Genomic DNA, 24,100 nt, shown 5'->3' with positions numbered 1-24,100 from the left:
GTCGTCGAACCTTTCTCCGCGACAGCCTGCATTTCGTCAGGCCATCACGACGCTCTACAACACCTTCAAATATTCCAGCGCGGCGCAGTCTTGGCCAGACGCTGGCGCATCTCGCCAATGTTGCTGGCCAGTTGCCGGATCAACAACCGGTAGCCGTCCAGCGGGTTATAGACCGGTTCGTCAAGGCTTGAATCCGCCGGCAGTTCGGCGGGTCGACTGAGCCGTTGCGACGCGCCGGACTTCAACGCCCGCGCCATCCCCACCAGTTGCACCCGAATCAGCCGATGTTCCGCTTTCAGCGCCGATTGCAGATTCGCCATTGCGGCGGGGTCATTGGTATCCGGTCGAGTGTTACTGAGGATTTCCAGAGTGCTGACGCACATCCGCAAATGTCGCTGAATCGCATCGAGCTCGGTCATGGATATCTTCACTTCCTTGGAGACCGACGGCATCAGCGAACGCAGTTGCACCATCACCGCATTCAATCGATTCATCAACTTCACGTGCTCGTCATCGGTGACGGGCTGGCCATTGATGATCCGCCCGTAAACCGTCGCGCAATCGCGCAGGGCATCGGCCAGGTTGTAACGCCAGGAATAAACCGCGTACAGCGGCAGGGCGAAGGAAAATGCCAGCGCCAGGGCAATGCCGATCAGGATATCCACCCCGCGCCACAGCCCGTCGGTCACCGGGTTATCGCCATGCCCTGCGACGATAAACACGGTGATCGCCGACAGCAGCGCCGTGTAGCCCCCCTTGCCAATGGCGTGGTACGAGAAGAATCCGCAGACCACCGACATCGCAAAATAGGTCAGCCACGGCATCCCGAGCCAGACCTGTTGCGCCACCAACACAAGGCCGACGCCTGCGCCGATCAAGGTGCCGATGGCGCGCTCGGCGGCTTTTTTGCCGATGTTGCCGTGGTGCTGCAAACCGCCGATCACCACCAGCATCGTCACCGACGCCCACTCTCCGTGGGGCAGGTGGATGCCGGTGGTCAGCAGGATCGTCGCCAGCAACCCCAGCGATACGCGCACTGCGTGAATCAGCCTGGCGTGGCGATAGCGCCGGTACGGGTCCAGTAACGGACGCAGTACCCGGCGCAACAGGGGTGGCAGTCTTTGGGTTCTGAAGGTGCTCAGGCTCGTTGTCCTTAGAAGATGTAATCGGTGGTCAGGAAACTCGAACTGCGGCCGCTGATGATCTCGCTGATCAAGTCTTTGTTGGACTCCTGAAACTTGGTCGCGACCAGCGTGCGAATCGAAAACACCCGCAGCGCATCATGTACCGACAACGTCCCTTCGGCGGAATTCTTGCGGCCGTTGAATGGGTAGGTGTCCGGGCCGCGCTGGCACTGGGCGTTGAGGTTGATCCGCCCGACCTGGTTGGCGAAGGTGTCCACCAGCCGGCCGACCGCCACCGGGTTGGTGCCGAAGATACTCAGTTGCTGGCCGAAGTCCGACTCCAGGACGTAATCGATGACCGTATCCAGATGCCGGTAAGGCACGATCGGCACCACCGGGCCGAACTGTTCTTCCTGATAGACACGCATCTGCGGCGTCACCGGGAACAACACTGCCGGATAGAAGAAGGAGGCGCGGGCTTCACTGCCATTGGGGTTGACCACGCGAGCGCCTTTGCTCACGGCATCCGCAACCAGCGCGTGCAGATAGTCGACCTTGCCCGACTCCGGCAGCGGCGTCAGGGCCACGCCGCTTTCCCACGGCATGCCCGGTTTGAGGCTCGCGAGTTTGGCATTGAATTTGTCGATGAACGCTTCGACCACGTCTTCGTGGACGAAGAGGATTTTCAGCGCGGTGCAACGCTGGCCATTGAAGGACAAGGACCCGGTGACTGCTTCGTTCACCGCGTTGTCCAGATCCACCTCGGGCAAGACGATGCCGGGGTTCTTCGCATCCAGGCCCAGCGCAGCACGCAAACGATGCGGTTTCGGGTGGAGTTTTTTCAGGTCGCTGGCCGCTTTGTTGGTACCGATAAACGCAAAGATGTCGATCTTGCCGCTGGCCATCAGCGCACTGACCGTTTCGCGGCCGCTGCCGTAGATCACGTTGATCACCCCGGCGGGGAAGCTGTCGCGGAACGCCTCCAGCAGCGGGCGAATCAGCAGCACGCCAAGCTTGGCCGGCTTGAACACCACGGTGTTGCCCATGATCAGCGCCGGAATCAGCGTGGTGAAGGTTTCGTTCAGCGGATAGTTGTAAGGCCCCATGCACAGCGCCACGCCCAGCGGAACGCGGCGGATCTGGCCGAGTGTGTCCTGTTCCAGTTCGAAACGGCTGGAGCGGCGGTCGAGTTCCTTGAGGGCGTTGATGGTGTCGACGATGTAGTCGCAGGTGCGGTCGAACTCTTTTTCCGAATCCTTGAGGTTCTTGCCGATCTCCCACATCAACAACTTGACCACCGCGTCGCGCTGTTCGCGCATACGACCGAGGAAGGTTTCGACGTGCTGGATGCGTTCGGCCACGCGCATGGTCGGCCACAGGCCCTGGCCCCGGTCATAGGCGCGGACGGCGGCGTCGAGGGCGGTCAGTGCGGTGTCGGCATCGAGCAGCGGTGTGCTGCCGAGGATGACCTGTTCGTCGCCATTTTCACCGGTCAGGTATACCGGGCTGCGGACTTGGGCGAGGGGGCCTGACCAGGTTTTCAGTTCGCCGTCGACCAGGTATTCACGTTGCTCGGTCTGGCCGTCGAGGCGGTATTTTTCGGGGATGTCGCTGGAGTCGGGAAACAGGTTGCCGAGGATGTGTGCTGTGGTCATGTCGCTACTCCATGTGATGTAAGCCATGCGCTGGCGGCTTGCAGTTCAGAATTCACTTCAAGGGTTATACGCCTTATTGACCCGACTTTTTAAGTCCGGATTTCACGAACCAGCGATCTTTTGACCTGAGAACACACAACGGCGAACGCTGCGGGTAAACTTCGCGCTCTTTCTTAAGGAGTTCATATGAGTTACTACCAGCCGGGCATTCTCGCCACCCCAGTACCGCCTCAAGCCCGTCATATGTTCTTCGCGCTGGAATCCGTCGATGCACTGCTGGCCGCGCTCGACAAGCTGGCACAGCTGGTGGACGGGAAATCGGCAGTGGTCGGTTTCGGTGAATCCCTGGTCAAGGCGCTGCACGGGCAGATCGGAGGGCTGCGGCCGTTTCCGGCGCTGACCGGCGTCGGCGTCGACAATCCGTCGACCCAACACGCGTTGTGGTGCTGGTTGCATGGCGTCGACCGTGGCGAATTGCTCAATCGCAGCAATGCCATCGAAGCCGCGCTGGCGCCTGCCCTGCGTCTGGTGCAGATGAACGAAACCTTCCGCCACATGACCGGCCACGACCTGACCGGTTACGAAGACGGCACCGAAAACCCGCACGATGAAGCCGCCGTGGCTGCTGCGCTGGTCGGTGAAGGCGCTGACGGTCTGGTCGGTGGCAGCTTCGCCGCGATCCAGCAATGGCAGCATGACCTCAAAGGCTTCCACGCCATGCCGTCCGATGAGAAGGACAACATCATGGGCCGTCGCTTGAGCGACAACGAAGAAATCGATGACGCGCCGATCTCCGCCCACGTCAAACGCACCGCCCAGGAAAGCTTCGCCCCCGAAGCGTTCGTGGTGCGCCGTTCGATGCCGTGGATCGAAGGGGATCGTGCCGGCCTGATGTTCCTGGCGTTCGGTTTTTCCCTCGATGCCTTCGAAGCGCAACTGCGGCGCATGAGCGGTCTGGAAGACGGCATCACCGACGGTTTGTACCGCATCAGCCGGCCGATTACCGGCGGTTACTACTGGTGCCCGCCGCTCAAGGACGGTCATCTGGACCTGCGCGCACTGCGCATCGGGTAACGATCAAGGAGTGAATATGAACGTGGTGCGCTGGGGCATGATCGGGTGTGGCAGCGTCGCCGAACGCAAGAGTGGGCCGGCCTTCTACAAGGCACCCGGCTCGGCGTTGGTGGCGGTGATGGGGCGGCGACTGGACGCGGTGAGCGATTATGCCGCGCGCCACGGCATCGCCCGGGTCTACACCGACGCTGAAGCGCTGATCAACGATCCCGAGGTGGACGCGGTGTACATCGCCACGCCACCCGACAGTCACCACGCCTATGCCCTGATGGTGGCTGTTGCCGGCAAACATTGCTGCGTCGAGAAACCGATGTCGCTGAATGCCGGGCAGAGCCGTGAAATGCAGAAGGTGTTCGCCGAGGCCGGGCTGCATCTTTTCGTGTCCTACTACCGACGTTCGCTGCCGCGCTTCCAGCAAGTGCGGCAATGGCTGGAGGAGGGGCGGATCGGTGAGGTCCGGCACTTGACCTGGACGCTCACCAAGGCGCCATCGCCTGCTGATCTCGGCGGCGCGGACAACTGGCGCACCAACCCGACGATAGCCGGTGGCGGCTACTTCGCCGACCTCGCCAGTCATGGCTTCGATCTGTTCCAGTACCTGCTCGGCGACATCGTCGAAGTCGCCGGGTTTACCGCGCGGCAGGCTGGATTGTATGCCGCTGAAGACGCCGTCAGCGCCAGTTGGCGGTTTGCGTCGGGGGCGATGGGCATGGGTTGCTGGAACTTTGTCGCGGACCGTCGTGAGGATCGGGTCGAGGTGATTGGCAGCAAGGGGCGGATCAGCTTTTCGGTCTTTGATGAGCACCCGGTGGTACTCGAAGCCGAGGAATCCCTCCGCCTGGACATCGACAATCATCAGCACATCCAGTGGCATCACGTGCTGGGCATGAATGCGCACATTCGTGGCGAAGCGCAGCATCCCGCGGTAGCCGAACAGGCTCTGAAAACCGACTGGGTGATGGACCAGATTCTAACGCGCGGCTAAAAAACCCAAAGATCGCAGCCTCGTTTCACTCGATAGCTCCTACAGGCCCTTGCCAGGAAAAAGCCAAAAGAGTACAAATGTACTCCATGACGACTTTAACTCCCCGCCGTACCGCCATCCTGACCTTTATCCGTGATCGAATCGCGGAGCACGGCCAGTCCCCGAGCCTCGCTGAAATCAGCGAGGCCTTTGGTTTCGCCTCTCGCAGCGTGGCGCGCAAGCATGTGCTGGCGCTGACCGAAGCCGGTTTCATCGAGGTCAACCCGCATCAGGCCCGGGGCATTCGCTTGCTCGGGCAAGCGGCGCGGCCCGAGTTGCTGGACATTCCGGTTCTCGGCCGGGTGGCGGCGGGTGCGCCGATCGGTACCGATGCCGAGGTGCACAGTCGGTTGTTGCTTGATCCATCGATTTTTTCGCGGGTGCCGGACTACATGCTGCGGGTCAAGGGCGACTCGATGATCGAGGACGGTATTCTCGACGGCGATCTGGTGGGCGTGCACCGCAATCCCGAGGCCTTTAACGGTCAGATCGTCGTGGCACGGCTCGATGGCGAAGTGACCATCAAGCGTTTCGAGCGGGTCGGCGATTCTGTTCGCCTGTTGCCCCGCAACCCGGCCTACAAGCCGATCATCGTTCATCCCGATCAGGACCTCGCCATCGAAGGGGTGTTCTGCGGTCTGGTGAGGCAAGGGTGATGGGGGCCGTCGTCGCGCTGGACACGTTGTTCAATGGCGGCCAGGTCTGGAAAGGCCGGCCTGCGCCCCCGAGCGTCAGCCCGCAACCCACCGGGCATGCGGCGCTGGATGCGGCGTTGCCCACGGGTGGCTGGCCGGAAGCGGCGCTGACCGAAATCCTCCTGGCCGGGCAGGGCGTTGGCGAATTGCAACTGGTGTGGCCGGCGCTGGCACGGTTGTCGGCGGCGGGCGAGCGCATCGTGCTGGTGGCGCCGCCGTACGTGCCGTATCCGCAAGCGTGGGAGAACGCCGGGGTCGATCTGCGCCAGTTGTCGATCATCCAGGCCAGCGAGCGCGATGCGCTGTGGGCGGCGGAACAATGCCTGCGTTCGGGCAGTTGCGGCGTGGTGCTGTGCTGGCCGCACAAGGCTGATGACCGGGCGTTGCGGCGCTTGCAGGTGGCGGCGGAAACCGGTTCCACCCTGGCATTCGCCTACCGCTCGCTCAATGAAGCCATCAACCCTTCACCTGCGGCCCTGCGCATCGCCATCGATGCCAGGCCTGCGCAATTGCGCGTGCTCAAGTGCCGGGGCGGGCTGGCCCGTTCGGCGCCGATTGCCTTCCCCGTGGGGCATTGAGGTTGCCATGCGCTGGGTGTGCATTCTTTTTCCGCAATTGGCGCTGGACGCGGTACTGCGTCAGCGCGCCGACCCCGATGAGCCACTGGCGCTGCTGACCGGCCCGGCGCAACGTCGGGTGTTGCAGGCGGTCAACGTTTCGGCGCGGGCGCTGGGCTTGCGACCCGGTCAGTCGATGACCGCCGCCCAGGCGTTGAGCAAAGGCTTTGTCACGGCGGAATACGACGCTGCCGAGATCGAACACTGGCAGCAGTTTCTCGCCGCGTGGGCCTACCGCTTCAGTTCCCAGGTCAGCGTGCATTATCCGCGAGCGGTGGTGTTTGAAATCGAGTCCAGCCTGGGGCTGTTCGGGGACTGGCCGCAACTCGAAGCACGATTGCGCGCCGAACTCGGCGAGCTGGGGTTTCGGCACCGGATCGTTGCGGCCCCCAACCCGGTGGCGGCGCGGATTCTGGCCAATGCCTATGACAGTCTGGTGGTGCCCGACGACCAGGCCTTGCAGCATCATCTGGGGCAATTGCCCGTCGACCGGATCGGGCTGGAGACCAGCGTCGCCACGGCATTGTCGCGCATGGGGTTGCGCACCTTGAGCCAGGTGCAGGCGTTGCCCCGGCACAGTCTGGCCCGGCGTTTCGAGTCTCAGGTGCTCAAACACCTCGATGCCCTGTCTGGCACGCGGCGACTGGCCCTGGCGTTCTACCTGCCACCGGACCGTTTCGATGTGCGCATCGAACTCAATTTTGACGTGCAGTCCCATCAGGCGCTGCTGTTTCCGTTGCGCCGGTTGACCGGCGATCTGTCGGCGTTCCTGTGCGGTCGCGACAGCGGCGTGCAACGTTTCGACCTGCACCTGGAACACGCCGGGTTACCTGACAGCGTGATCAAGGTCGGTCTGCTCAGCGCCGAGCGCGATCCGGCAATGCTCTTCGAATTGGCCCGAGGGCGCCTGGAACAGGTTCAGGTCGAGGCGCCGGTGCGCGGTTTTCGCCTGCGCGCCGAAGACTTGCCGGCCTTCGTTCCCCAGTATCAGGAACTGTTCGACGATCGTCCGCAGCAGTCCTTGCCCTGGGAGCAACTGCGCGAACGCTTGCGCGCGCGGTTGGGGGATGACGCGGTGCAGGGCTTGCGGTTCCAGGCCGATCACCGGCCGGAGTGTGCGTGGCAGGCCAGTGCCGACAGCCAGCGTTGCGGGGGGATGTCGGGCGTGCAGCGTCCGGGTTGGTTGTTGAATGAACCACAGGCGGTGCACGAGGGTTCGACGCGTATCCTCATGGGCCCGGAGCGTATTGAGTCCGGTTGGTGGGACGGCGGCGACGTGCGCCGCGATTACTACCTGATCGAAACCCGTTCCGGCCAGCAGGGCTGGGCCTATCGCGCAGTCGGTGAGGACGGCCCGTTGTGGTTGCAGGGCTGGTTCGCATGAGCATCGGCTATGCCGAGTTGCACTGCCTGTCGAACTTCAGTTTCCAGCGCGGTGCTTCCAGCGCCCTTGAACTCTTTCAGCGGGCAAAAAAACAGGGCTATCAGGCGCTGGCGATCACCGATGAATGTACCCTGGCGGGCATTGTCCGCGCCTGGCAAGCGGCCAGATCCGTGGAACTGCCGCTGATCATCGGCAGCGAAGTGCGTATCGAGAACGGTCCGAAACTGGTGCTGCTGGTGGAGAACCTCGAGGGCTACCAGAACCTGTGCCGGCTGATAACCCGAGCGCGGCGGCGCACGCAGAAAGGTCAGTACCAGGTGCTGCGGGAGGATTTCAGCGAGCCATTGCCGGGACTGCTGGTGTTGTGGGTGCCGGATGCGGTCGATGATTTTCAAAGCGGCCATTGGCTGAAACAGACGTTCGCCGAGCGCCTGTGGCTGGCGGTCCAGCTGCATCGCGGCCAGGACGATAGCCGACGGCTGAACGAGCTGTTGATGCTGGCGCGGGAACTGCGCATCCCGGCAGTGGCCAGCGGCGATGTGCACATGCACTCCCGTGGCCGACGCGCCTTGCAGGACACCATGACCGCCATCCGTTATCACGTGCCGGTGGCCGAAGCCGGGTTGCGCCTGCACCCCAATGGCGAGCGGCATCTGCGCAGCCTCGATGCCTTGCAGTCGATCTACCCGCAAGCGTTGCTCGATGAAACGGTGACCATTGCCCGACGTTGCACCTTTGATCTTGGCCAGTTGCGTTATCAGTATCCGCGCGAACTGGTGCCGGAAGGTCACAGCGCCGCGTCCTGGCTGCGCGAGTTGACCGAATGCGGCATTCGCGAGCGCTGGCCCGAAGGCGCGAGCGAGAAGGTGCGCGGGCTGATCGACAAGGAGCTGGGGCTGATCGCCGAGCTGGGTTACGAAAGCTATTTCCTGACTGTGCAGGACATTGTCGCCTTCGCCCGACGCGAGAAAATTCTCTGTCAGGGGCGAGGTTCTGCGGCCAACTCGGCGGTGTGTTTCGCCCTGGGCATCACCGAGATCGACCCGGAGCGCATGAACATGCTGTTTGAGCGCTTTCTCTCGAAGGAGCGCAACGAGCCGCCGGATATTGATGTGGATTTCGAGCACGAACGCCGCGAAGAAGTCTTGCAGTACGTGTTCCAGCGTTATGGCCGGACCCGTGCGGCGCTGACCGCGGTGGTCAGCACCTATCACGCGGCCGGCGCGGTACGCGATGTGGCCAAGGCGTTGGGTTTGCCGCCGGACCAGATCAATGCCCTGGCCGATTGCTGCGGCCACTGGAGTGATGAAACGCCACCCGTGGAGCGCCTGCTTGAAGGGGGCTTCGACCCCGACAGCCCGGTGCTGCGCCGGGTGTTGGGCTTGACGCAACAGCTGATCGGTTTCCCCCGGCACCTGTCCCAGCACCCCGGCGGCTTCGTCATTTCCGAGCAGCCGCTGGACAGCCTCGTGCCGGTGGAAAACGCGGCGATGGCCGAGCGCACTATCATCCAGTGGGACAAGGATGATCTTGATGCGGTCGGGCTGCTCAAAGTGGATATTCTGGCCTTGGGCATGCTCAGCGCGATTCGTCGTTGTTTCGACCTGCTGCGCCGTCATCGCAACCTGGACTTGAGCCTGGCGACGGTGCCCTCCGAAGACCCGCAAACCTACGACATGATCAGCCGTGCCGACACCATCGGCGTGTTCCAGATCGAATCCCGGGCACAAATGTCGATGCTGCCCAGGCTCAAGCCCCGCAAGTTTTATGACCTGGTGATCGAGGTGGCGATCGTTCGCCCGGGACCTATTCAGGGCGGGATGGTGCATCCGTACCTGCGGCGGCGAAACAAGGAAGAGCTCGAAAGCTACCCCTCCGAAGAGTTGAGGGAAGTGTTGAAACGTACTCTCGGTGTGCCGTTGTTTCAGGAGCAGGTCATGCAGATTGCAATTGTCGCCGCCAGCTACAGTCCCGGCGAAGCGGATCAGTTGCGCCGCTCCATGGCGGCCTGGAAACGTCACGGTGGTCTCGAACCGCACAAGGATCGCCTTGCTGCAGGCATGAAGAAAAAAGGCTACACGCCAGAATTCGCCGCGCAGATTTTCGAGCAGATCAAAGGTTTTGGCAGCTATGGATTTCCCGAGTCCCACGCCGCCAGTTTTGCCTTGCTGACCTATGCCAGTTGCTGGTTGAAATGCCACGAACCGGCAGCCTTCGCCTGCGCGCTGATCAACAGCTGGCCCATGGGTTTCTATAGCCCGGACCAGATTCTGCAGGACGCTCGCCGGCATCATTTGCAGATTCGCCCGGTGGACGTGCGCGCCAGCGACTGGGATTGCAGCCTCGAACCGATTATCGGCGCGCAGCCGGCGATTCGCATGGGGCTGCGGATGATCAAGGGTTTTCGCGAAGACGAGGCGCGGCGAATCGAAATCGCGAGGTCGAAGGGGGCGTTTATCGACATCGCCGACCTTGGCGAACGGGCGCGGCTCGATGCCCGTGCGCAGGAGCAACTGGCCGATGCCGGCGCGTTGCGAGGGCTGGCCGGTGATCGGCATCGGGCGCGCTGGGAGGTGGCGGGGGTGCAGAAACAATTGGGTTTGTTCGCCGGTTTGCCGAGCCAGGAAGAGGACGCGGTGGTGTTGCCCAAACCCACGGTCGGCGAAGACCTGCTGGCGGATTACAACAGCCTCGGCACCACCCTCGGCCCGCATCCGTTGGCCCTGTTGCGCGGCGAATTGAAAGCCCGGCGTTGCCGCAGTTCGAGGGAGCTGCTGGAGGTCGAGCATGGCCGACCGGTCAGCGTCGCCGGGCTGGTGACCGGTCGCCAGCGTCCGGGCACCGCCAGTGGCGTGACCTTCGTCACCCTTGAAGACGAGTTCGGCAACGTCAACGTGGTGGTCTGGCGTGACCTGGCTGATCGGCAACGGCAGGTGTTGGTCGGATCGCAGTTGCTCAAGGTCGATGGGCGCTGGGAGAAGGAAGGCGAGGTGCGGCATTTGATTGCCGGGCGTTTGAGTGATTTGAGCCCGCTACTCGACGGCATCCATGTGCGCAGCCGGGATTTCCACTGACCTGTGGCGAGGGGGAGCTTTTGTGTGAGGGGATTTTGTGGCAAGTGAGCTTTTTTGTGGCGAGGGGATTTATCCCCGTTCGGCTGCGCAGCAGACGTAAACCCGGTGAGCGCGGTTAATCTGAAACTATTGCGGTAGCTGGTTTTAGGGCTGCTTCGCAGCCCAACGGGGATAAATCCCCTCGCCACAAAAGCTCCGTCGCCACAGGTTTTGTGTGGCGGCTGCTTACTTGGAAACAGGCCAAAACCGCTCGCCACCCCCCGGTGCATCCGTCCACGCCTGCAACGAGCGGGTCGGCAAGTCGAAATAATCCCGGGTACGCGCATACCCATGCCCACCCATCCGCCCGATCGCATCGAGTCCCAGTTGATCGATGTACAGGGTTTTCGGGTCAATCAGTTCGTCTCGCACATGGGCCATCAGCACTTCGCCGAAGATGATCTCCCGAGACTGCCCGATGGACAGCGCCATCATTCGTCGGCACTCCAGTGCCACGGGCGCCTCGCCGATGCGAGGGCATTTCACGGTGGTTCCGGGAATGGCCGTGAGGCCGGCGGCGGTCAGTTCGTCGAAGCCGGGGGCAAAGGGCACGGCGCAGACGTTCATGGCTTCCACCAGCGCATCGCTGACGATGTTGACGGTGAATTCCTGATTGAGCTGGATATTGCGGGTGGTGTCCTTGGGGCTCTGGTCGCCGTAGTTTTCCACGCCCAGTGCGAGGATCGGCGGGTCGGCCGACAGCGCATTGAAGAAACTGAACGGTGCGGCGTTGATTCGTCCTTCGCCATCAATCGTGGTGACCAGGGCGATAGGGCGAGGCACCACGCTGCCGATCAGAATCTTGTATTTGTCCCGCGCACTCAGGGTGCTGAAGTCGAAGCTTTGCATGGGCAGAAATCTCTAGAGAAGGGGATCCATTGCGCTCAGCGGCGCGTGTGCGCTGTAGTCGTCGGCGAACGGGATGGCCGGTTTGAACAGGGTTTTCCAGTCCGGTTGGCCAAACGCCCGATCGCTGTGGCTGCGCATCAGTGTTTCGAATTGTCGTTGGGCCTGGCGTTGCAGGTCGGGGTAGTCGACGCCTTGAACCTGACCGTCCTGCATCACGCAGCGGCCATCAATGAAGCTGGCGATGCAGTCGTCACCGCGCCCGGCCAGCACCAGGTTTTTCAGCGGATCGAACAGCGGCCCCAAATGCAGGCCGCGAAGACTGAACACCGTGATGTCGGCCTTGCACCCCGGCGCCAGTCGGCCGAGATCATCACGCCCCAGCGCCTTGGCCCCGCCGAGGGTGGCGGCGTTGTACATATCCAGCGTGCTGGTCAGCGAACCACCGCCCTCCATCAAACGAGCGATGTTCAACCCCTGACGCATGTTCTCCAGCACATCCGCCGGCCAGGTGTCAGTGCCCAGCGCAAAGTTGATGCCCTTGGCCCGATAGCGCCCGAACGAGTTCAGTGCCTCGCCGTCCCGGGCAAACACCACCGGGCAATGCACCAGGCTCGCGCCGCCATGCACCACCCGTTGCAGGTCTTCATCACCGTGGGTGTAGATGCCGTGGGGCAGCAGGCTGCGCGGCGTCAGCAGACCCAACTGCTCCAGCCACGCCAGCGGCGAAACACCGCGCAACTGCTCAACCATCGCCACTTCGCCAAGGCCCTGACAGCAATGCAAACGCATCGGCGCTTTCAGCTCATGGCTCAGCGCGGCGGTGCGATGCAGCAGCGCCGGGGTGCAGGTCTGGACGCGATCCGGCAGCAGCGCGCCACGAATCAGACCATCATGTGAACTGTCAAAATCCTCGAAAAACCGCACCGCCGCGTCGAGCCCGGCCATGCCCCGTGCTTCATCCCAGTGATGCCCAAGGCTTCCATCGGCGCGCCAGTAACTCATGCCGCTCATGTAGCAGGGGCCAAGGTAAGTCCGCAGTCCAAGCTCGGCTGCCACACCGGCCACCGCAGCAAATTCGTCGTAGGTCTCGGCCCACTCGCGGTAGTACATCGAGGTGATCGGCATGGCGGTGGTGATGCCATTCCGGATCAACTGCGTGAAGGCGTAGCGGTACTTGAAGACTTCTTCATCCGCGGTGTAACTCTCCCGTGGACCGGCGGCCAGATAGTCTTCGGACCACATCCGGCCCATGTCGCGCTCATCGCCGTTGTCCAGCGTCAGCACCGTGGAATCGAGGTCGCCGAGTGCATCCAGGTCGATGAAACCGGGGCCGATCAGCGCGTTGCCGTAATCGATCCACTGATCCACCGGCCCCGGGTAATCACGCCCGACAAACACAATCCGCGAGCCTTCGAACACCACTTCGCCGTCGCGCCACAGCACATGCTGCGTGCCGTCGAAACCGACCACGCAGCTGCTTTTCAGGCCAATGCGCTTCACAAACGGCTTTCCAGCAGTCGGCCGCCGGAGGCAATCAGCTCGCCGCGCCGGTAAACCTGGCGCACGGGCCGCGAAACCACCGCTTCACCCAGCGTCTGCACCGGCATCAGCAGGAAGTCCGCCGGTTGACCGGTCTCCACGCCAAAATCTTCACAGCCCAGCGCCAGCGCGCCATTCACGGTCGCCGCTGCAAACGCCGCCGCGAGTTCCTCGTCCTTGTTCAGGTCGAAACGAAACGCCAGCAGCATCGCCCGTTCCAGCATGTCGCCGTTGCCCATGGGTGACCAGGCGTCACGAATACCGTCCGAACCCAGGCACACATTCACCCCGGCCTCGCGCAATGCCAGGAACGGTGGCACCGCGCAATCGGCGGGTGCCGAACTCATCAACGAAATCCCCAGCGCCGCCAGTCGTTCGGCCACCGGTTTGACCTGGCTCCACGGCAGCATTCCGAGGCAATACGCATGGCTGATCATTACCCGTCCATGACGCCCGTAATGCTCGGTGTAATCGGCGATCAGCGCGATTTGCCAAAGCCCCAGTTCACCTTTGTCGTGCAGGTGAATGTCGACACCACGGTCGAATTCGCTGGCCAGTTTGAACACGAAATCGAGCTGGGCGACGGGGTCGTTGTCGATGCCGCAGGGGTCGAGGCCACCGACGTTTTCCACGCCCAGGGCCATGGCTTCGCGCATCAGTCCGGCGGTGCCGGGACGGCTGATCAGACCGGTTTGCGGGAACACCACCAGTTGCAGGTCAATCAGGTCGCGGTAGCGTTCGCGCAGTTGTTGCATGGCTTCGACATGGCGCAAACCGAAGTCCGGGTCGATGTCGACGTGGCAACGCATGATCAGGGAGCCGCGAGCGATGCAGTTTTCCAGCAGGGCGCCGGCGCGTTCGGCGATGGGACTCTTCACGTCACGCAGCACGCGGCGCTCGTTGGTGATGTAATCCTTGAGCGTCGGCCCGGCGCTGTTCGGGCGCCAGGGTTGGCCCCAGAGGGTTTTGTCGAGGTGGACGTGGCTTTCCACCAGGGCCGGGGTGAGCAGTTGGTTCTGGCCGTCGATGTCGGTGGCGGTCAGGGCCGCGGACGATGCCGGGCGGCGCTGTTTGAACAGGCCGTTTTCGATCAGCAGGTCTTCGGCGGTGGAGCCGTAGGGGCGCACGTTGCGCAGCCAGCGGGGGTGGGTCATTTCAAACCTCTGATTCTGTGTTGTGTGTCAGGGCCTCATCGCTGGCAGGCCAGCTCCCACATTGGATCTGCGGCGTTCACAAAACGCCTGTGGGAGCTGGCCTGCCAGCGATGGCCGCAACTCGGTGTTAAGTCAGCCCTTGAGCTTCGACCAGATCCGGTCCTGCAGCGCCCGCGCCTTGTTGCTGCACTCTTTCTCGGGGCGCAGGCGCGAGGCGAACTCGTCGGGCATGTTGATCGCATCCATGACCCGCCATTTGGCGTCGATCAGCTTGTCGCTCTGAATGCCGTTGTCATAGGCGATGGCGTTGGACACGGCGGCGGCGTTTTCCGGTTTCATCATCCAGTCGATGAAGATCTTCGCGTTGCCGGGGTGCGGGGCGCTTTTGGGCACGGCGAAGTTGTCCTGGAACATCGCCAGGCCTTCCTTCGGATACACGTATTTGATCGTGCTCTTCTGCAAGGTGGCGCGGGCGGTGGAGCCGTTCCAGTTCTGCATCATGATCACTTCGCCGGAGGCCATGCGGTCGACGGTGTTGTCCGAGCTGTACATCTTCAGGAACGGCTTCTGCTTTTGCAGCAGCTCCAGAATGCGCTTGGCGTCCTGCGGGTTTTCGCTGCACTCGTCGACGTTCAGGTAGTGGCTGGCGGCATTGATCACGCTGCTGGACGTATCGAGGGCGGCGAGTTGCCCCTGCAGTTCCTTGCGCGGTTCGAAGAACTCTTTCCACGAGTCGTCGAGTTTGCCGCCGGGCACGCGTGCGCTGTCATAGGAAAACCCGGTGGTTCCCCACAGATACGGCGCCGAGAACTTGCGGCCAGGGTCGAAGCTCGGGTCGCGAAACGCTGGTTTGACGTACTTGAAATTGGGCAGGGTCGACGCGTCGATTTCCAGCAGCAGGTCCTGATTGATCAGGGTGCGCATGATCGACTGCGACGGCACGATCACGTCATACGCCGCGCCGCCGGCCTGCAACTTGGCGAGCAGGGTTTCGTTGCTGTCGTAGCCGTCCATGGTGACCTTGATGCCGGTCTCCTTTTCGAACTTGGCCAGCAAGTCCACGGGGTAGTAATCGGTCCAGTTGTAGAAGAACAGTTCCTTGGGCTCGGCGGCCTGAACGCTGAACGCAGTGAAGCAACTGAGGGCCAGACCGGCGACGCCGTAACGCATGCTTTTTGTTTTCATAAAAGAACGCTCCAGGATTATTGGTTTTTGCCGCGCTGTCCCAGCCAGAAGGCCAGCACCACCAGCACGATGGAAATCACCAGCATCAGGGTCGAGATCGCGTTGATCTCCGGCGTCACGCCGGCCTTGATCGCCGAGAAGATGTACACCGGTAACGTCGTCGAACCGGGACCGGCCACAAAGAAAGTCATGATGAAATCGTCGAGGCTGACCACGAACGCCAGTACCGAACCGGACAACACCGCCGGCCACAACAACGGCAACGTCACCCGGCGGAACACCTGCCATGGGTTGGCGTACAAATCGTTCGCCGCTTCCAGCAGGCTTTTGTCCAGGTCATTCAACCGCGCGCGGATCGGCAGGTAAGCGAAGGGAATGCAGAAGCCGATGTGCGCGATGATCACCGTCAGCAAACCGAGCTTGATCCCCAGCGCCATGAACAGCAGCAACGTGGCCACGGCGGTGACGATCTCCGGCAGGATCAGCGGCAGGTTGATCCCGCCCTCGACCATTTTCTGCCCGTAGAACGGCCGGTATGTCGCCAGCGCCGCGAGCAGCGCAATGGCCGTGGCACAAACCGTGGCGATGCTGGCGACGATGATCGAGTTCAGCGCCGCGGTCTGGATCGACGGGTTGGCCAGAATTCGCCCGTACCAGGCGAATGAAAACTCGGTCCATACCGTCGCCGAGCGATTGGCGTTGAAGCTATAAGCAATCAACACCAGGATCGGCACGTACAGATACGCCAGGATCAGCAGGCTGACTTCGCGGGTCAGCGGCAGTTTTTTCAGGTGCAGGGCGATCATGCGGTGGCTCCCCGACGAAGCGTTTTGGCGGCGCTGCGGCTATAAAGGGCGTACAGCACCAGGGACAGCAGCAGAATCCCCAGCAACAGGAACGACAGCGAACTGCCCAGCGGCCAGTTGCGGGCGGTGCCGAACTGTTGCTGGATCAGGTTGCCGATCATCAGCGTCTTGCCGCCGCCGAGAATCGCCGGGGTGATGAAGGCGCCGAGGCTCGGCACGAACACCAGCAACGCACCGGCAATCACGCCGGGCATCGACAGCGGCAGGATGATCCGCTTCAGTGCGTGCCAGCGATTGGCGCCGAGGTCGTAGGCGGCTTCCACCAGACGCCAGTCGAGTTTTTCCAGGGTCGAGTAGATCGGCAGAATCATGAACGGCAGGAAGCTGTAAACCAGCCCGACGCTGACGGCGAAGTCGTTGTAGAGCAGGGTGATGCCGCCCGCCTGCGGGAACAGCGCGTTGAGGCTCTGGGCAACCCAGCCGTGTTCGCGCAGGATGATCAGCCACGCGTAGTTGCGGATCAGCAGGTTGGTCCAGAACGGAATGGTGATCAGCAGGACCATGAGGTTGCGCCGGCGCGGGGTCAGGCTCGACATCCACAATGCCACCGGAAAGCCGAACAGGAAGCACAGCAACGTCGTGCCGCCGGCCTGGAACACCGAGCGCAACAACGCCTGGGCGTAGACCCAGTTCGGTTCCAGTTCACCGTCGAAACCTTCCTGGAAAAACAGCTGCACGTAGCTTTGCAATTGCCAGTCGGCCTGCCAGTCGACACCGCCATACACGTTGCGCGGCAGCAGGCTGATGTAGCCCATGATGCCCAGTGGGATGGCGATCAGCGCGAGCAAGGTCAACACCACCGGGCTGAGCAACAGCGCGCGGTTGAGAGCGGGAGAAGTGCTGCTGACGCTCATCTCAGGCCTCCATCAACAGGCAGGCGTGGGGTGGGAGGTTGACCGCGATGCGATCACCGACCACCCGGCCGCGGTTCAGGCCTTCGTTGTTTTCGCGCAGCATGACCTTGATGTCGTTGTTCAAGCGGCATTGGTAGAGGGTCGCGGTGCCGACATACAACACCGCTTCGATCACGCCGCGCAGGTGATGCGGTTGTTCCGGTTCAACCAGTTGCGAACGCTCCGGGCGGAACGCCAGTTGCACGTTGCTGCCGTCGAAGCCCTGGTCCGGGCAGGGGATTTCCACCGGCATGCCGCTGGGCACGAAGAGTTTTTCGTTCTGCAGGCCGCGCTTGAGGTGGCCGGGCAGGAAATTGATGTCGCCGATAAACTGAGCGACGAACTGATGCTGCGGCCGTTCGTAGATATCGTTGGGCGTGCCGATCTGCAGGATCTTGCCGGCGGACATCACGGCAATGCGATCGGACAAGGTCAGGGCTTCTTCCTGATCGTGGGTGACGAAAATGAAGGTGATCCCGGCTTCCTTCTGCACGCGCTTGAGCTCGACCTGCATCTCTTTACGCAGCTTGAGGTCCAGCGCCGACAGGGGTTCATCCAGCAACAGCACTTTGGGCTTCGGCGCCAACGCCCGGGCCAGGGCCACGCGTTGTTGCTGACCGCCGGACAATTCGGCGGGTTTGCGCCTGGCCAGGTGTTGCATCTGCACCAGCGCCAGCATCTCATCGACGCGCTGAGGAATAACCTTGTGATCCAGGCCCTGCATCTCGAGGCCGAAGGCGATATTCTGCGCGACAGTCATATGCGGAAACAGTGCGTAACTCTGGAAGACGGTGTTGACCCGGCGCTTGAACGGCGGCAAATCATTGACCGGCTCGCCCGCGAGACGAATGTCGCCCTCGCTGACGTGTTCGAAACCGGCGATGGTGCGCAGCAAGGTGGTTTTGCCGCAGCCGGAAGGACCGAGCAGGGTGAAGAATTCGTTGTCGGCAATGTCGACTGAAACGTTGTCGAGGGCGGGAGCCAGCCCCGGATCGTCGGAATACCGCTTGGAAACGTTACGCACTTCGATGGCGATTGGTTGACCCATAATGGTGCAATCCTCTAATTATTGTATGCAATATCTGGATGCAATCTACAAATAACCGGATTAATCTGCTCGTGCAACCCCCTTTTTCAAAGGCTGCTCATTCGCCTGGGGCCGGTTGTTTAGCGCTAAGGGAGTGTTCGAATGACCGACAAAAAACTCGAGACCACGGTTGACCGCGTCTACCAAGGGGTTTACGAGGCGATCAGCAAACGTTCGTTGCGTCCCGGCATGAAGCTCGGCGAGGCGTCGCTGGCCGAACTTTTCAATGTCAGCCGCACGTCGGTTCGTGCCGCGCTCAAGCAACTGGAAGCGGACGGCCTGGTCACCACCGAGCCCAACAAAGGTGCGTCGGTGTCGCTGCCCAGCGACGAAGAGATTCGTTCGTTGTTCGAAACGCGGCGCTTGATAGAGATCGGCATCGTCAGCGAACTCTGTCGCCGGCGTGATACCGCGGTGACCCAGGACCTGCGTGATCACCTGCTGCTGGAGGATGAAGCACACCGCAGTGGCGACCACGAACGGCTGATTCATCTACTCGGCGAATTCCACATCAAACTCGCGCGAAGCCTGAACAACCCGGTGTTGCTGGACTGGTTCCAGAAGCTGATTTCCCGCGCCTCGCTGTACGCCGCCGCGCTGGATGACGACAGCCACGAGGCCTGTCGCGACGATGAGCACCTGCGCCTGATCGAGTACATCGAGGCCGGCAACCAGAGCGCTGCGATCGAACTGACCTGCATGCATTTGAATGGCATCGAGAAGGCGATCCTCGACGTCGCCGCCACCTTGAAAACTGGCTACCATCCGCTCAAGCACCTGATCGAGGTGTAGCCACCCATCTTGAATCTGACGCTCCCACAGGGATCTGTAGCTGCCACGGATTACCGCAAGAATCAGCTAATCTCTATGAAACCATTGGCAGCCGCGATGCTCGAAACAAACGGGCGCCAATCACAGGACTCAGAATCAGTCGATGCAGTTTCTAGACGATAGCCACGGGTGTGCCGGATGGGACGGCGAAATGGCCGGACGCATCCGCGCGTTCGACTGGAGCGTGACCGAGCTGGGGAGTATCGACACCTGGCCCGCCAGTCTGTGCAGCTCGGTGCAACTGCTACTCGCCTCGCCACTGCCGATGGTGATGCTGTGGGGCCGCCCCGGCTACATGATCTATAACGATGCGTACTCGTCGTTCGCCGGTGGCCGACATCCTTATCTGTTGGGCGCTCCGGTGGAATTGGGCTGGCCGGAAGTCGCCGAGTTCAACCGGCATGTGGTCGATACCTGCCTGGCCGGCGGGACCTTGTCCTATCACAACAAAGAGCTGGTGCTGTTGCGCGACGGCGTCCCCGAAGACGTCTGGCTGGATCTCTATTACAGCCCGGTGGCCAATGACGAGGGAGCGCCGGCCGGTGTCATGGCGATGGTGGTCGACACCACTGACCATGTGATTTCCGAGCGCCGCCGCCAGGAAGCCGAAGATGCCTACCGCGCCGACAATGAGCGAGTGCGCCTGGCGTTGAATGCCGGTGCCTTGCTCGGCTCGTTCGTCTGGGACATCAAGGGCAATCTGCTCTCCGGCGATGAACGCTTTGCCCGGACCTTTTCCTATCCGGCCGGGCACAACCTTGGCGACTTGCCAACGGACTTTGCTGAAGCGCGGATTCACCCCGACGACCGCAGCTGGGTCAACGAGCAGGTCAATAAATCCGTGACCACCGGCGAGCCCTTCAATGCCGAATATCGTGTAGTGCGCCCCGACGGCAGTTATCTGTGGGTGCAAGCCAGTGGTTGCTGCGAGTTCGATGAGCAAGGCGAACCATTCCGCTTTCCCGGGGTGTTGATCGACATCCACGAACGCAAGACCGCCGAAGAATCCCTGCTCAAGTTCACCCGAAACCTGGAGCAGCGCATCGCCGATGAAGTCGGAGCGCGGATGGCGGCAGAAGAGCAGCTGCGCCAGTCACAGAAACTCGAAGCTATCGGCGGACTTACGGGGGGCGTGGCCCATGACTTCAATAACCTGCTGCAGGTGATCGCCGGCAACCTGCACTTGCTGGCACGGCATGAGCCGGACAATGCCAACGTGCAGCGCCGGGTCAGCGCATCGATTGCGGCGGTGGAGCGTGGCTCGAAGCTGTCCTCGCAATTGCTCGCGTTCGCCCGCCGACAGCCGCTGTCGCCAGCGGTGTGCGACCCACGGCAAATCTTCGAAGGCCTTGGCGAGCTGTTACAACGGGCGTTGGGCGAAACCATCCAGATAGATGTGCGCCTGCCCCGAGCGTCCTGGTACATCAACGTCGATCGCAATCAACTGGAAAACGCGATTCTCAATCTGGCCATCAATGCCCGCGACGCCATGCAGGGTGAAGGGACCATCGAACTGAGCGCCGAGAACGTCGCACTCGACCGCCAGTTCTGCGCAGGCAAGGGGATTTCGGCGGGCGATTATGTCCGTGTCGCCGTGGCCGATACGGGCGTCGGCATGTCGCTGCAAGTGCTCGCGCAAGCATTCGAACCGTTTTTCACCACCAAGGCCGATGGCCAGGGCACGGGGTTGGGGCTGAGCATGGTGTTCGGTTTCGTCAAACAGAGTGGCGGGCACATCGAGATGTCCAGCGTCGAGGGGCAGGGCACTCGGGTGCAGCTGTATTTCCCGCGAAGCCTGCGGCCTCTGCTCAGTGATACGGTGCACCATGACACCCCGCAACGCGGCGGCCACGAAACCATCCTGGTGGTCGAGGACAATGAAGCGGTGCGCAGCTCGGCAGTGGAGTTGTTGCGTGAAGAAGGTTATCAAGTCCTGACGGCTGCCAACGGCGATGCCGCCATGCAGATGTTGCTGGACGGCCTGGCGGTGGAGCTGATCTTCACCGATGTGGTCATGCCCGGGCTGATCAAAAGTTCGGATCTGGCGGCCTGGGCCAAAGTGCAGACGCCACCGGTGGCCGTGCTGTTCACGTCCGGCCACACCCGTGACATTATTTCGCGCAATCACCAACTCAGCCCCGACACGTATTTGCTGAGCAAACCCTATAGCCCCGAGGCATTGACCCGGATGGTCCGCACGGTCCTCAATGGCTAACCCCGGAACCTGCAGGCGCTGCCGAAGGCTGCGATCTTTCGATCTTAGACGTCGCGCCAAAGAAAAATAAAAAGATCGCAGCCTTCGGCAGCTTCTACATTCTGAATCGCGTCCATCCGCTCGCAAACAACATTCAAGGCACCCCATGACCTCCAAGCGCACCTCCAATCCTCCTTCCGGCATGGTCAGAGTGCGCGGCGCCCGTGAACACAACCTCAAGAACGTTGACGTCGATATCCCGCGTGATGCGCTGGTGGTGTTCACCGGCGTATCCGGCTCCGGGAAGTCGTCCCTGGCCTTCTCGACCCTGTACGCCGAAGCGCAGCGGCGCTATTTCGAGTCCGTGGCGCCGTATGCGCGGCGCCTGATCGATCAGGTCGGTGTGCCGGACGTCGACTCCATCGAAGGCCTGCCTCCCGCGGTCGCCTTGCAACAACAGCGGGGCACGCCGAGCACGCGGTCTTCGGTAGGCAGCGTGACCACGTTGTCGAGCCTGATCCGCATGCTGTACTCCCGCGCCGGCAGTTATCCGCCGGGGCAGCCGATGCTGTACGCCGAAGACTTTTCGCCCAACACACCCCAAGGCGCTTGCCCGGAATGTCATGGTTTGGGGCGGGTGTATGAAGTCACCGAAGCCCTGATGGTCCCGGACCCGAGCCTGACCATTCGCCAGCGCGCGGTCGCTTCCTGGCCCACGGCGTGGCAGGGGCAGAACCTGCGGGACATCCTCGTGACCATGGGCTACGACGTCGACAAACCCTGGCGCGACCTGCCGAAAAAGCAGCGCGACTGGATTCTCTTCACCGAAGAAACCCCGACCGTTCCCGTGTATGCCGGGCTCACACCCGAAGAAACCCGAGTCGCCCTCAAGCGCAACATGGAGCCGAGTTACCAGGGCACCTTCACCGGTGCCCGGCGCTACATCCTGCACACCTTCAGTCATTCGCAAAGTGCGCTGATGAAGAAGCGTGTCTCGCAATTCATGCTCGGCAGCCCGTGCCCGGTGTGCGACGGCAAACGGCTCAAACGCGAGGCGTTGTCGGTGACGTTCGCCGGTTACGACATCGGCGAGTTGTCGCAAATGCCGTTGCTGCAAGTGGCCGAAGTGTTGAAGCCGGTGGCGGCGCACAGTTACCTCGAACAGGCCGATGAGGCGGGCGAGGTCTTGACCCACGACCAGACCCGCGAAGCCCGTGAGCAGCGAGTGGCCCACGGCGCCAGTGGCCACGCCAACGCGCCGGATGTGCGCCACACGCCCAACCTGTCGGTGGAAAAACGCCTGGCCGCGCAGCGTATCGCTCAGGATCTGCTGGAGCGGGTCAGCACGCTGACCGATCTGGGGCTCGGTTACCTGGCGCTGGAGCGCAGCACGCCGACGCTGTCGTCCGGTGAGTTGCAACGCTTGCGCCTGGCGACACAACTGGGCTCGCAGCTGTTCGGGGTGATTTACGTGCTGGATGAACCGTCGGCCGGTTTGCACCCGGCGGATGGCGAAGCGCTGTTCGAAGCCTTGCAGCGCCTGAAAGCCGCGGGCAATACCTTGTTTGTAGTCGAGCATGACCTGGAAACCATGCGCCGCGCCGACTGGCTGATCGATGTGGGCCCGGCGGCGGGCGAGCATGGCGGTCGTATCCTGTACAGCGGGCCGCCGCAGGGGCTGGTCGACGTGACGAACTCGCAGACGCGCGCGTACCTGTTCGCCGATCAGGTCCGTCAGCCGCAAACCAGCCGCAAGCCGACCGATTGGCTACGGCTGGAAGGCATCACCCGCAACAACCTGAGTAATCTCAGCGTCGAGTTTCCGCTGGGCTGCTTCACTTCGGTGACCGGCGTTTCGGGGTCCGGTAAATCAAGCCTGGTCAGCCAGGCGCTGCTGGAACTGGTGGGCGCACATCTCGGGCGTGGCGCGAGTGACAGCGAACCCGAGGAACTGAGCCTGGAAGACGATGCACCGCAAGTCAGTGGCGGCCAGGTCAGCGCAGGGCTGGAATCGATCAAGCGTCTGGTGCAAGTCGATCAGAAACCCATCGGCCGCACGCCGCGCTCCAACCTGGCGACCTACACCGGGCTGTTCGACAATGTACGCAAGCTGTACGCCGCGACAGCCGAGGCGCAGGCCAAAGGCTATGACGCCGGCCAGTTCTCCTTCAACGTCGCCAAGGGCCGCTGCCCGACCTGCGAAGGCGAGGGTTTTGTCAGCGTTGAGTTGCTGTTCATGCCCAGCGTCTACGCGCCATGTCCGACTTGCCACGGTGCACGCTACAACCCCGAAACGCTGGCGATTACCTGGCAGGGGTTGAACATTGCCCAGGTGTTGCAGTTGACGGTGGACGAAGCGGTCGAGGTGTTTGTTGAGCAACCGGGCATCCGTCGCTCGCTGGAAGTGCTGCGGGATATCGGTCTGGGTTATCTGCGTCTCGGGCAGCCGGCGACCGAGTTGTCCGGCGGCGAGGCCCAACGGATCAAACTGGCTACCGAACTGCAACGCAACCAGCGCGGCGCAACCCTGTATGTGCTTGATGAGCCCACCACCGGGTTGCATCCGCGGGACGTCGATCGCTTGCTCGAACAACTGAATACGCTGGTGACGGCGGGGCACACGGTGATTGTCGTCGAACATGAAATGCGCGTGGTGGCGCAGAGTGACTGGGTGATCGACATCGGGCCGGGGGCAGGGGATCAGGGTGGCAGGATTGTCGTGGCAGGGACGCCGCAGAAAGTCGCCAAGAACAAAAAAAGCCGGACGGCGCCGTTTTTGGCTCGGTTGCTTGGGGGGGATTGAGAGATGGGGTGCC

At 62.2% G+C, this 24,100-nt stretch carries 18 protein-coding genes; 9 read left to right on the top strand and 9 right to left on the bottom strand.

Going from position 1 to position 24,100, the window contains the following annotated elements; translation table 11 throughout:
- Nucleotides 1-65 precede the first annotated feature (65 nt).
- Both ACM6IQ_RS21620 and ACM6IQ_RS21615 read right to left on the bottom strand, forming a co-directional pair.
- Entirely contained in the window at nucleotides 66-1,109 is a 1,044-nt protein-coding gene (locus ACM6IQ_RS21620) for an FUSC family protein (protein WP_031318975.1), read from the bottom strand.
- A 44-nt stretch (nucleotides 1,110-1,153) separates the two neighbouring features.
- Nucleotides 1,154-2,779: an NADP-dependent glyceraldehyde-3-phosphate dehydrogenase gene (locus tag ACM6IQ_RS21615; protein ID WP_017339205.1), complete on the bottom strand. Its 1,626-nt coding sequence runs from the start codon at nucleotides 2,777-2,779 to the stop codon at nucleotides 1,154-1,156.
- Between the two features lie 186 nt (nucleotides 2,780-2,965).
- On the opposite strand from ACM6IQ_RS21615, the gene ACM6IQ_RS21610 reads away from it, so the two are divergent.
- From ACM6IQ_RS21610 to ACM6IQ_RS21585, 6 genes are all read left to right on the top strand, one after another.
- Nucleotides 2,966-3,853 (top strand): Dyp-type peroxidase, encoded by an 888-nt coding sequence (locus ACM6IQ_RS21610; RefSeq protein ID WP_414879792.1) that lies wholly within the window; start codon nucleotides 2,966-2,968, stop codon nucleotides 3,851-3,853.
- A gap of 16 nt (nucleotides 3,854-3,869) precedes the next feature.
- Nucleotides 3,870-4,838: a Gfo/Idh/MocA family protein gene (locus ACM6IQ_RS21605; RefSeq protein WP_414879791.1), complete on the top strand. Its 969-nt coding sequence runs from the start codon at nucleotides 3,870-3,872 to the stop codon at nucleotides 4,836-4,838.
- A 77-nt stretch (nucleotides 4,839-4,915) separates the two neighbouring features.
- Nucleotides 4,916-5,533: a transcriptional repressor LexA gene (gene lexA / locus ACM6IQ_RS21600; protein WP_414879790.1), complete on the top strand. Its 618-nt coding sequence runs from the start codon at nucleotides 4,916-4,918 to the stop codon at nucleotides 5,531-5,533.
- On the top strand, nucleotides 5,533-6,150 hold the full coding sequence (gene imuA / locus ACM6IQ_RS21595; RefSeq protein WP_414879789.1) for a translesion DNA synthesis-associated protein ImuA: 618 nt from the start codon (nucleotides 5,533-5,535) through the stop codon (nucleotides 6,148-6,150). Before lexA ends, imuA begins: the two co-directional genes overlap by 1 nt.
- A gap of 7 nt (nucleotides 6,151-6,157) precedes the next feature.
- A complete protein-coding gene (locus ACM6IQ_RS21590) occupies nucleotides 6,158-7,573 on the top strand; it encodes a Y-family DNA polymerase (protein WP_414879788.1) in 1,416 nt (471 codons plus the stop codon).
- Complete coding sequence (locus ACM6IQ_RS21585) at nucleotides 7,549-10,647, top strand: error-prone DNA polymerase (RefSeq protein ID WP_414879787.1); 3,099 nt, start codon at nucleotides 7,549-7,551, stop codon at nucleotides 10,645-10,647. The genes ACM6IQ_RS21590 and ACM6IQ_RS21585 overlap by 25 nt, the downstream gene beginning before the upstream one ends.
- Nucleotides 10,648-10,872: 225 nt before the next feature.
- On the opposite strand, the gene ACM6IQ_RS21580 is transcribed toward ACM6IQ_RS21585, so the two are convergent.
- From ACM6IQ_RS21580 to ACM6IQ_RS21550, 7 genes are all read right to left on the bottom strand, one after another.
- Nucleotides 10,873-11,535: a flavin reductase family protein gene (locus tag ACM6IQ_RS21580; protein WP_414879786.1), complete on the bottom strand. Its 663-nt coding sequence runs from the start codon at nucleotides 11,533-11,535 to the stop codon at nucleotides 10,873-10,875.
- Nucleotides 11,536-11,547: 12 nt separating this feature from the next.
- Nucleotides 11,548-13,035, bottom strand: a complete 1,488-nt coding sequence (locus ACM6IQ_RS21575) for an amidohydrolase family protein (RefSeq protein WP_414879785.1) — start codon at nucleotides 13,033-13,035, stop codon at nucleotides 11,548-11,550.
- On the bottom strand, nucleotides 13,032-14,228 hold the full coding sequence (locus tag ACM6IQ_RS21570; RefSeq protein WP_414879784.1) for an amidohydrolase family protein: 1,197 nt from the start codon (nucleotides 14,226-14,228) through the stop codon (nucleotides 13,032-13,034). The genes ACM6IQ_RS21575 and ACM6IQ_RS21570 overlap by 4 nt, the downstream gene beginning before the upstream one ends.
- 132 nt (nucleotides 14,229-14,360) lie before the next feature.
- Nucleotides 14,361-15,413: an extracellular solute-binding protein gene (locus ACM6IQ_RS21565; RefSeq protein ID WP_414879783.1), complete on the bottom strand. Its 1,053-nt coding sequence runs from the start codon at nucleotides 15,411-15,413 to the stop codon at nucleotides 14,361-14,363.
- A 17-nt stretch (nucleotides 15,414-15,430) separates the two neighbouring features.
- Complete coding sequence (locus tag ACM6IQ_RS21560; protein WP_017339194.1) at nucleotides 15,431-16,219, bottom strand: ABC transporter permease; 789 nt, start codon at nucleotides 16,217-16,219, stop codon at nucleotides 15,431-15,433.
- Nucleotides 16,216-17,133 (bottom strand): ABC transporter permease, encoded by a 918-nt coding sequence (locus tag ACM6IQ_RS21555; RefSeq protein WP_017339193.1) that lies wholly within the window; start codon nucleotides 17,131-17,133, stop codon nucleotides 16,216-16,218. Before ACM6IQ_RS21555 ends, ACM6IQ_RS21560 begins: the two co-directional genes overlap by 4 nt.
- A 1-nt stretch (nucleotide 17,134) precedes the next feature.
- Complete coding sequence (locus ACM6IQ_RS21550) at nucleotides 17,135-18,220, bottom strand: ABC transporter ATP-binding protein (protein WP_414879782.1); 1,086 nt, start codon at nucleotides 18,218-18,220, stop codon at nucleotides 17,135-17,137.
- 141 nt (nucleotides 18,221-18,361) lie between these two features.
- Between ACM6IQ_RS21550 and ACM6IQ_RS21545 the strand changes: the two genes are divergently transcribed.
- The 3 genes from ACM6IQ_RS21545 to uvrA all read left to right on the top strand — a co-directional run bounded on the left by ACM6IQ_RS21545 (nucleotide 18,362) and on the right by uvrA (nucleotide 24,087).
- The gene (locus ACM6IQ_RS21545) at nucleotides 18,362-19,051 is read left to right on the top strand and encodes a GntR family transcriptional regulator (protein ID WP_010460977.1); all 690 of its coding nucleotides are present in this window, start codon (nucleotides 18,362-18,364) and stop codon (nucleotides 19,049-19,051) included.
- A 142-nt stretch (nucleotides 19,052-19,193) separates the two neighbouring features.
- Nucleotides 19,194-21,305 carry an ATP-binding protein gene (locus ACM6IQ_RS21540; protein ID WP_414879781.1) on the top strand — a complete coding sequence of 704 codons (2,112 nt, stop codon included), beginning with the start codon at nucleotides 19,194-19,196 and terminating at the stop codon, nucleotides 21,303-21,305.
- A 145-nt stretch (nucleotides 21,306-21,450) separates the two neighbouring features.
- A complete protein-coding gene (uvrA, locus tag ACM6IQ_RS21535) occupies nucleotides 21,451-24,087 on the top strand; it encodes an excinuclease ABC subunit UvrA (RefSeq protein WP_414879780.1) in 2,637 nt (878 codons plus the stop codon).
- The last annotated feature ends 13 nt before the right edge of the window (nucleotides 24,088-24,100 follow it).

It is taken from the genome of Pseudomonas sp. IT-P100, assembly GCF_949767185.1.
Lineage (GTDB): Bacteria > Pseudomonadota > Gammaproteobacteria > Pseudomonadales > Pseudomonadaceae > Aquipseudomonas > Aquipseudomonas fluorescens_B.
The sequence above is the reverse complement of the archived record's forward strand: the minus strand, read 5'-3'. Positions and strand labels throughout refer to the sequence as shown.

What these genes read in the sequence shown, in the direction of transcription:
- ACM6IQ_RS21615 (WP_017339205.1), bottom strand. Translation starts at nt 2,779, where the DNA reads ATGACCACAGCACACATCCTCGGCAACCTGTTTCCCGACTCCAGCGAC.
- ACM6IQ_RS21610 (WP_414879792.1), top strand. Translation starts at nt 2,966, where the DNA reads ATGAGTTACTACCAGCCGGGCATTCTCGCCACCCCAGTACCGCCTCAA.
- ACM6IQ_RS21605 (WP_414879791.1), top strand. Translation starts at nt 3,870, where the DNA reads ATGAACGTGGTGCGCTGGGGCATGATCGGGTGTGGCAGCGTCGCCGAA.
- lexA (WP_414879790.1), top strand. Translation starts at nt 4,916, where the DNA reads ATGTACTCCATGACGACTTTAACTCCCCGCCGTACCGCCATCCTGACC.
- imuA (WP_414879789.1), top strand. Translation starts at nt 5,533, where the DNA reads ATGGGGGCCGTCGTCGCGCTGGACACGTTGTTCAATGGCGGCCAGGTC.
- ACM6IQ_RS21590 (WP_414879788.1), top strand. Translation starts at nt 6,158, where the DNA reads ATGCGCTGGGTGTGCATTCTTTTTCCGCAATTGGCGCTGGACGCGGTA.
- ACM6IQ_RS21580 (WP_414879786.1), bottom strand. Translation starts at nt 11,535, where the DNA reads ATGCAAAGCTTCGACTTCAGCACCCTGAGTGCGCGGGACAAATACAAG.
- ACM6IQ_RS21570 (WP_414879784.1), bottom strand. Translation starts at nt 14,228, where the DNA reads ATGACCCACCCCCGCTGGCTGCGCAACGTGCGCCCCTACGGCTCCACC.
- ACM6IQ_RS21565 (WP_414879783.1), bottom strand. Translation starts at nt 15,413, where the DNA reads ATGAAAACAAAAAGCATGCGTTACGGCGTCGCCGGTCTGGCCCTCAGT.
- ACM6IQ_RS21560 (WP_017339194.1), bottom strand. Translation starts at nt 16,219, where the DNA reads ATGATCGCCCTGCACCTGAAAAAACTGCCGCTGACCCGCGAAGTCAGC.
- ACM6IQ_RS21555 (WP_017339193.1), bottom strand. Translation starts at nt 17,133, where the DNA reads ATGAGCGTCAGCAGCACTTCTCCCGCTCTCAACCGCGCGCTGTTGCTC.
- ACM6IQ_RS21550 (WP_414879782.1), bottom strand. Translation starts at nt 18,220, where the DNA reads ATGGGTCAACCAATCGCCATCGAAGTGCGTAACGTTTCCAAGCGGTAT.
- ACM6IQ_RS21545 (WP_010460977.1), top strand. Translation starts at nt 18,362, where the DNA reads ATGACCGACAAAAAACTCGAGACCACGGTTGACCGCGTCTACCAAGGG.
- ACM6IQ_RS21540 (WP_414879781.1), top strand. Translation starts at nt 19,194, where the DNA reads ATGCAGTTTCTAGACGATAGCCACGGGTGTGCCGGATGGGACGGCGAA.
- uvrA (WP_414879780.1), top strand. Translation starts at nt 21,451, where the DNA reads ATGACCTCCAAGCGCACCTCCAATCCTCCTTCCGGCATGGTCAGAGTG.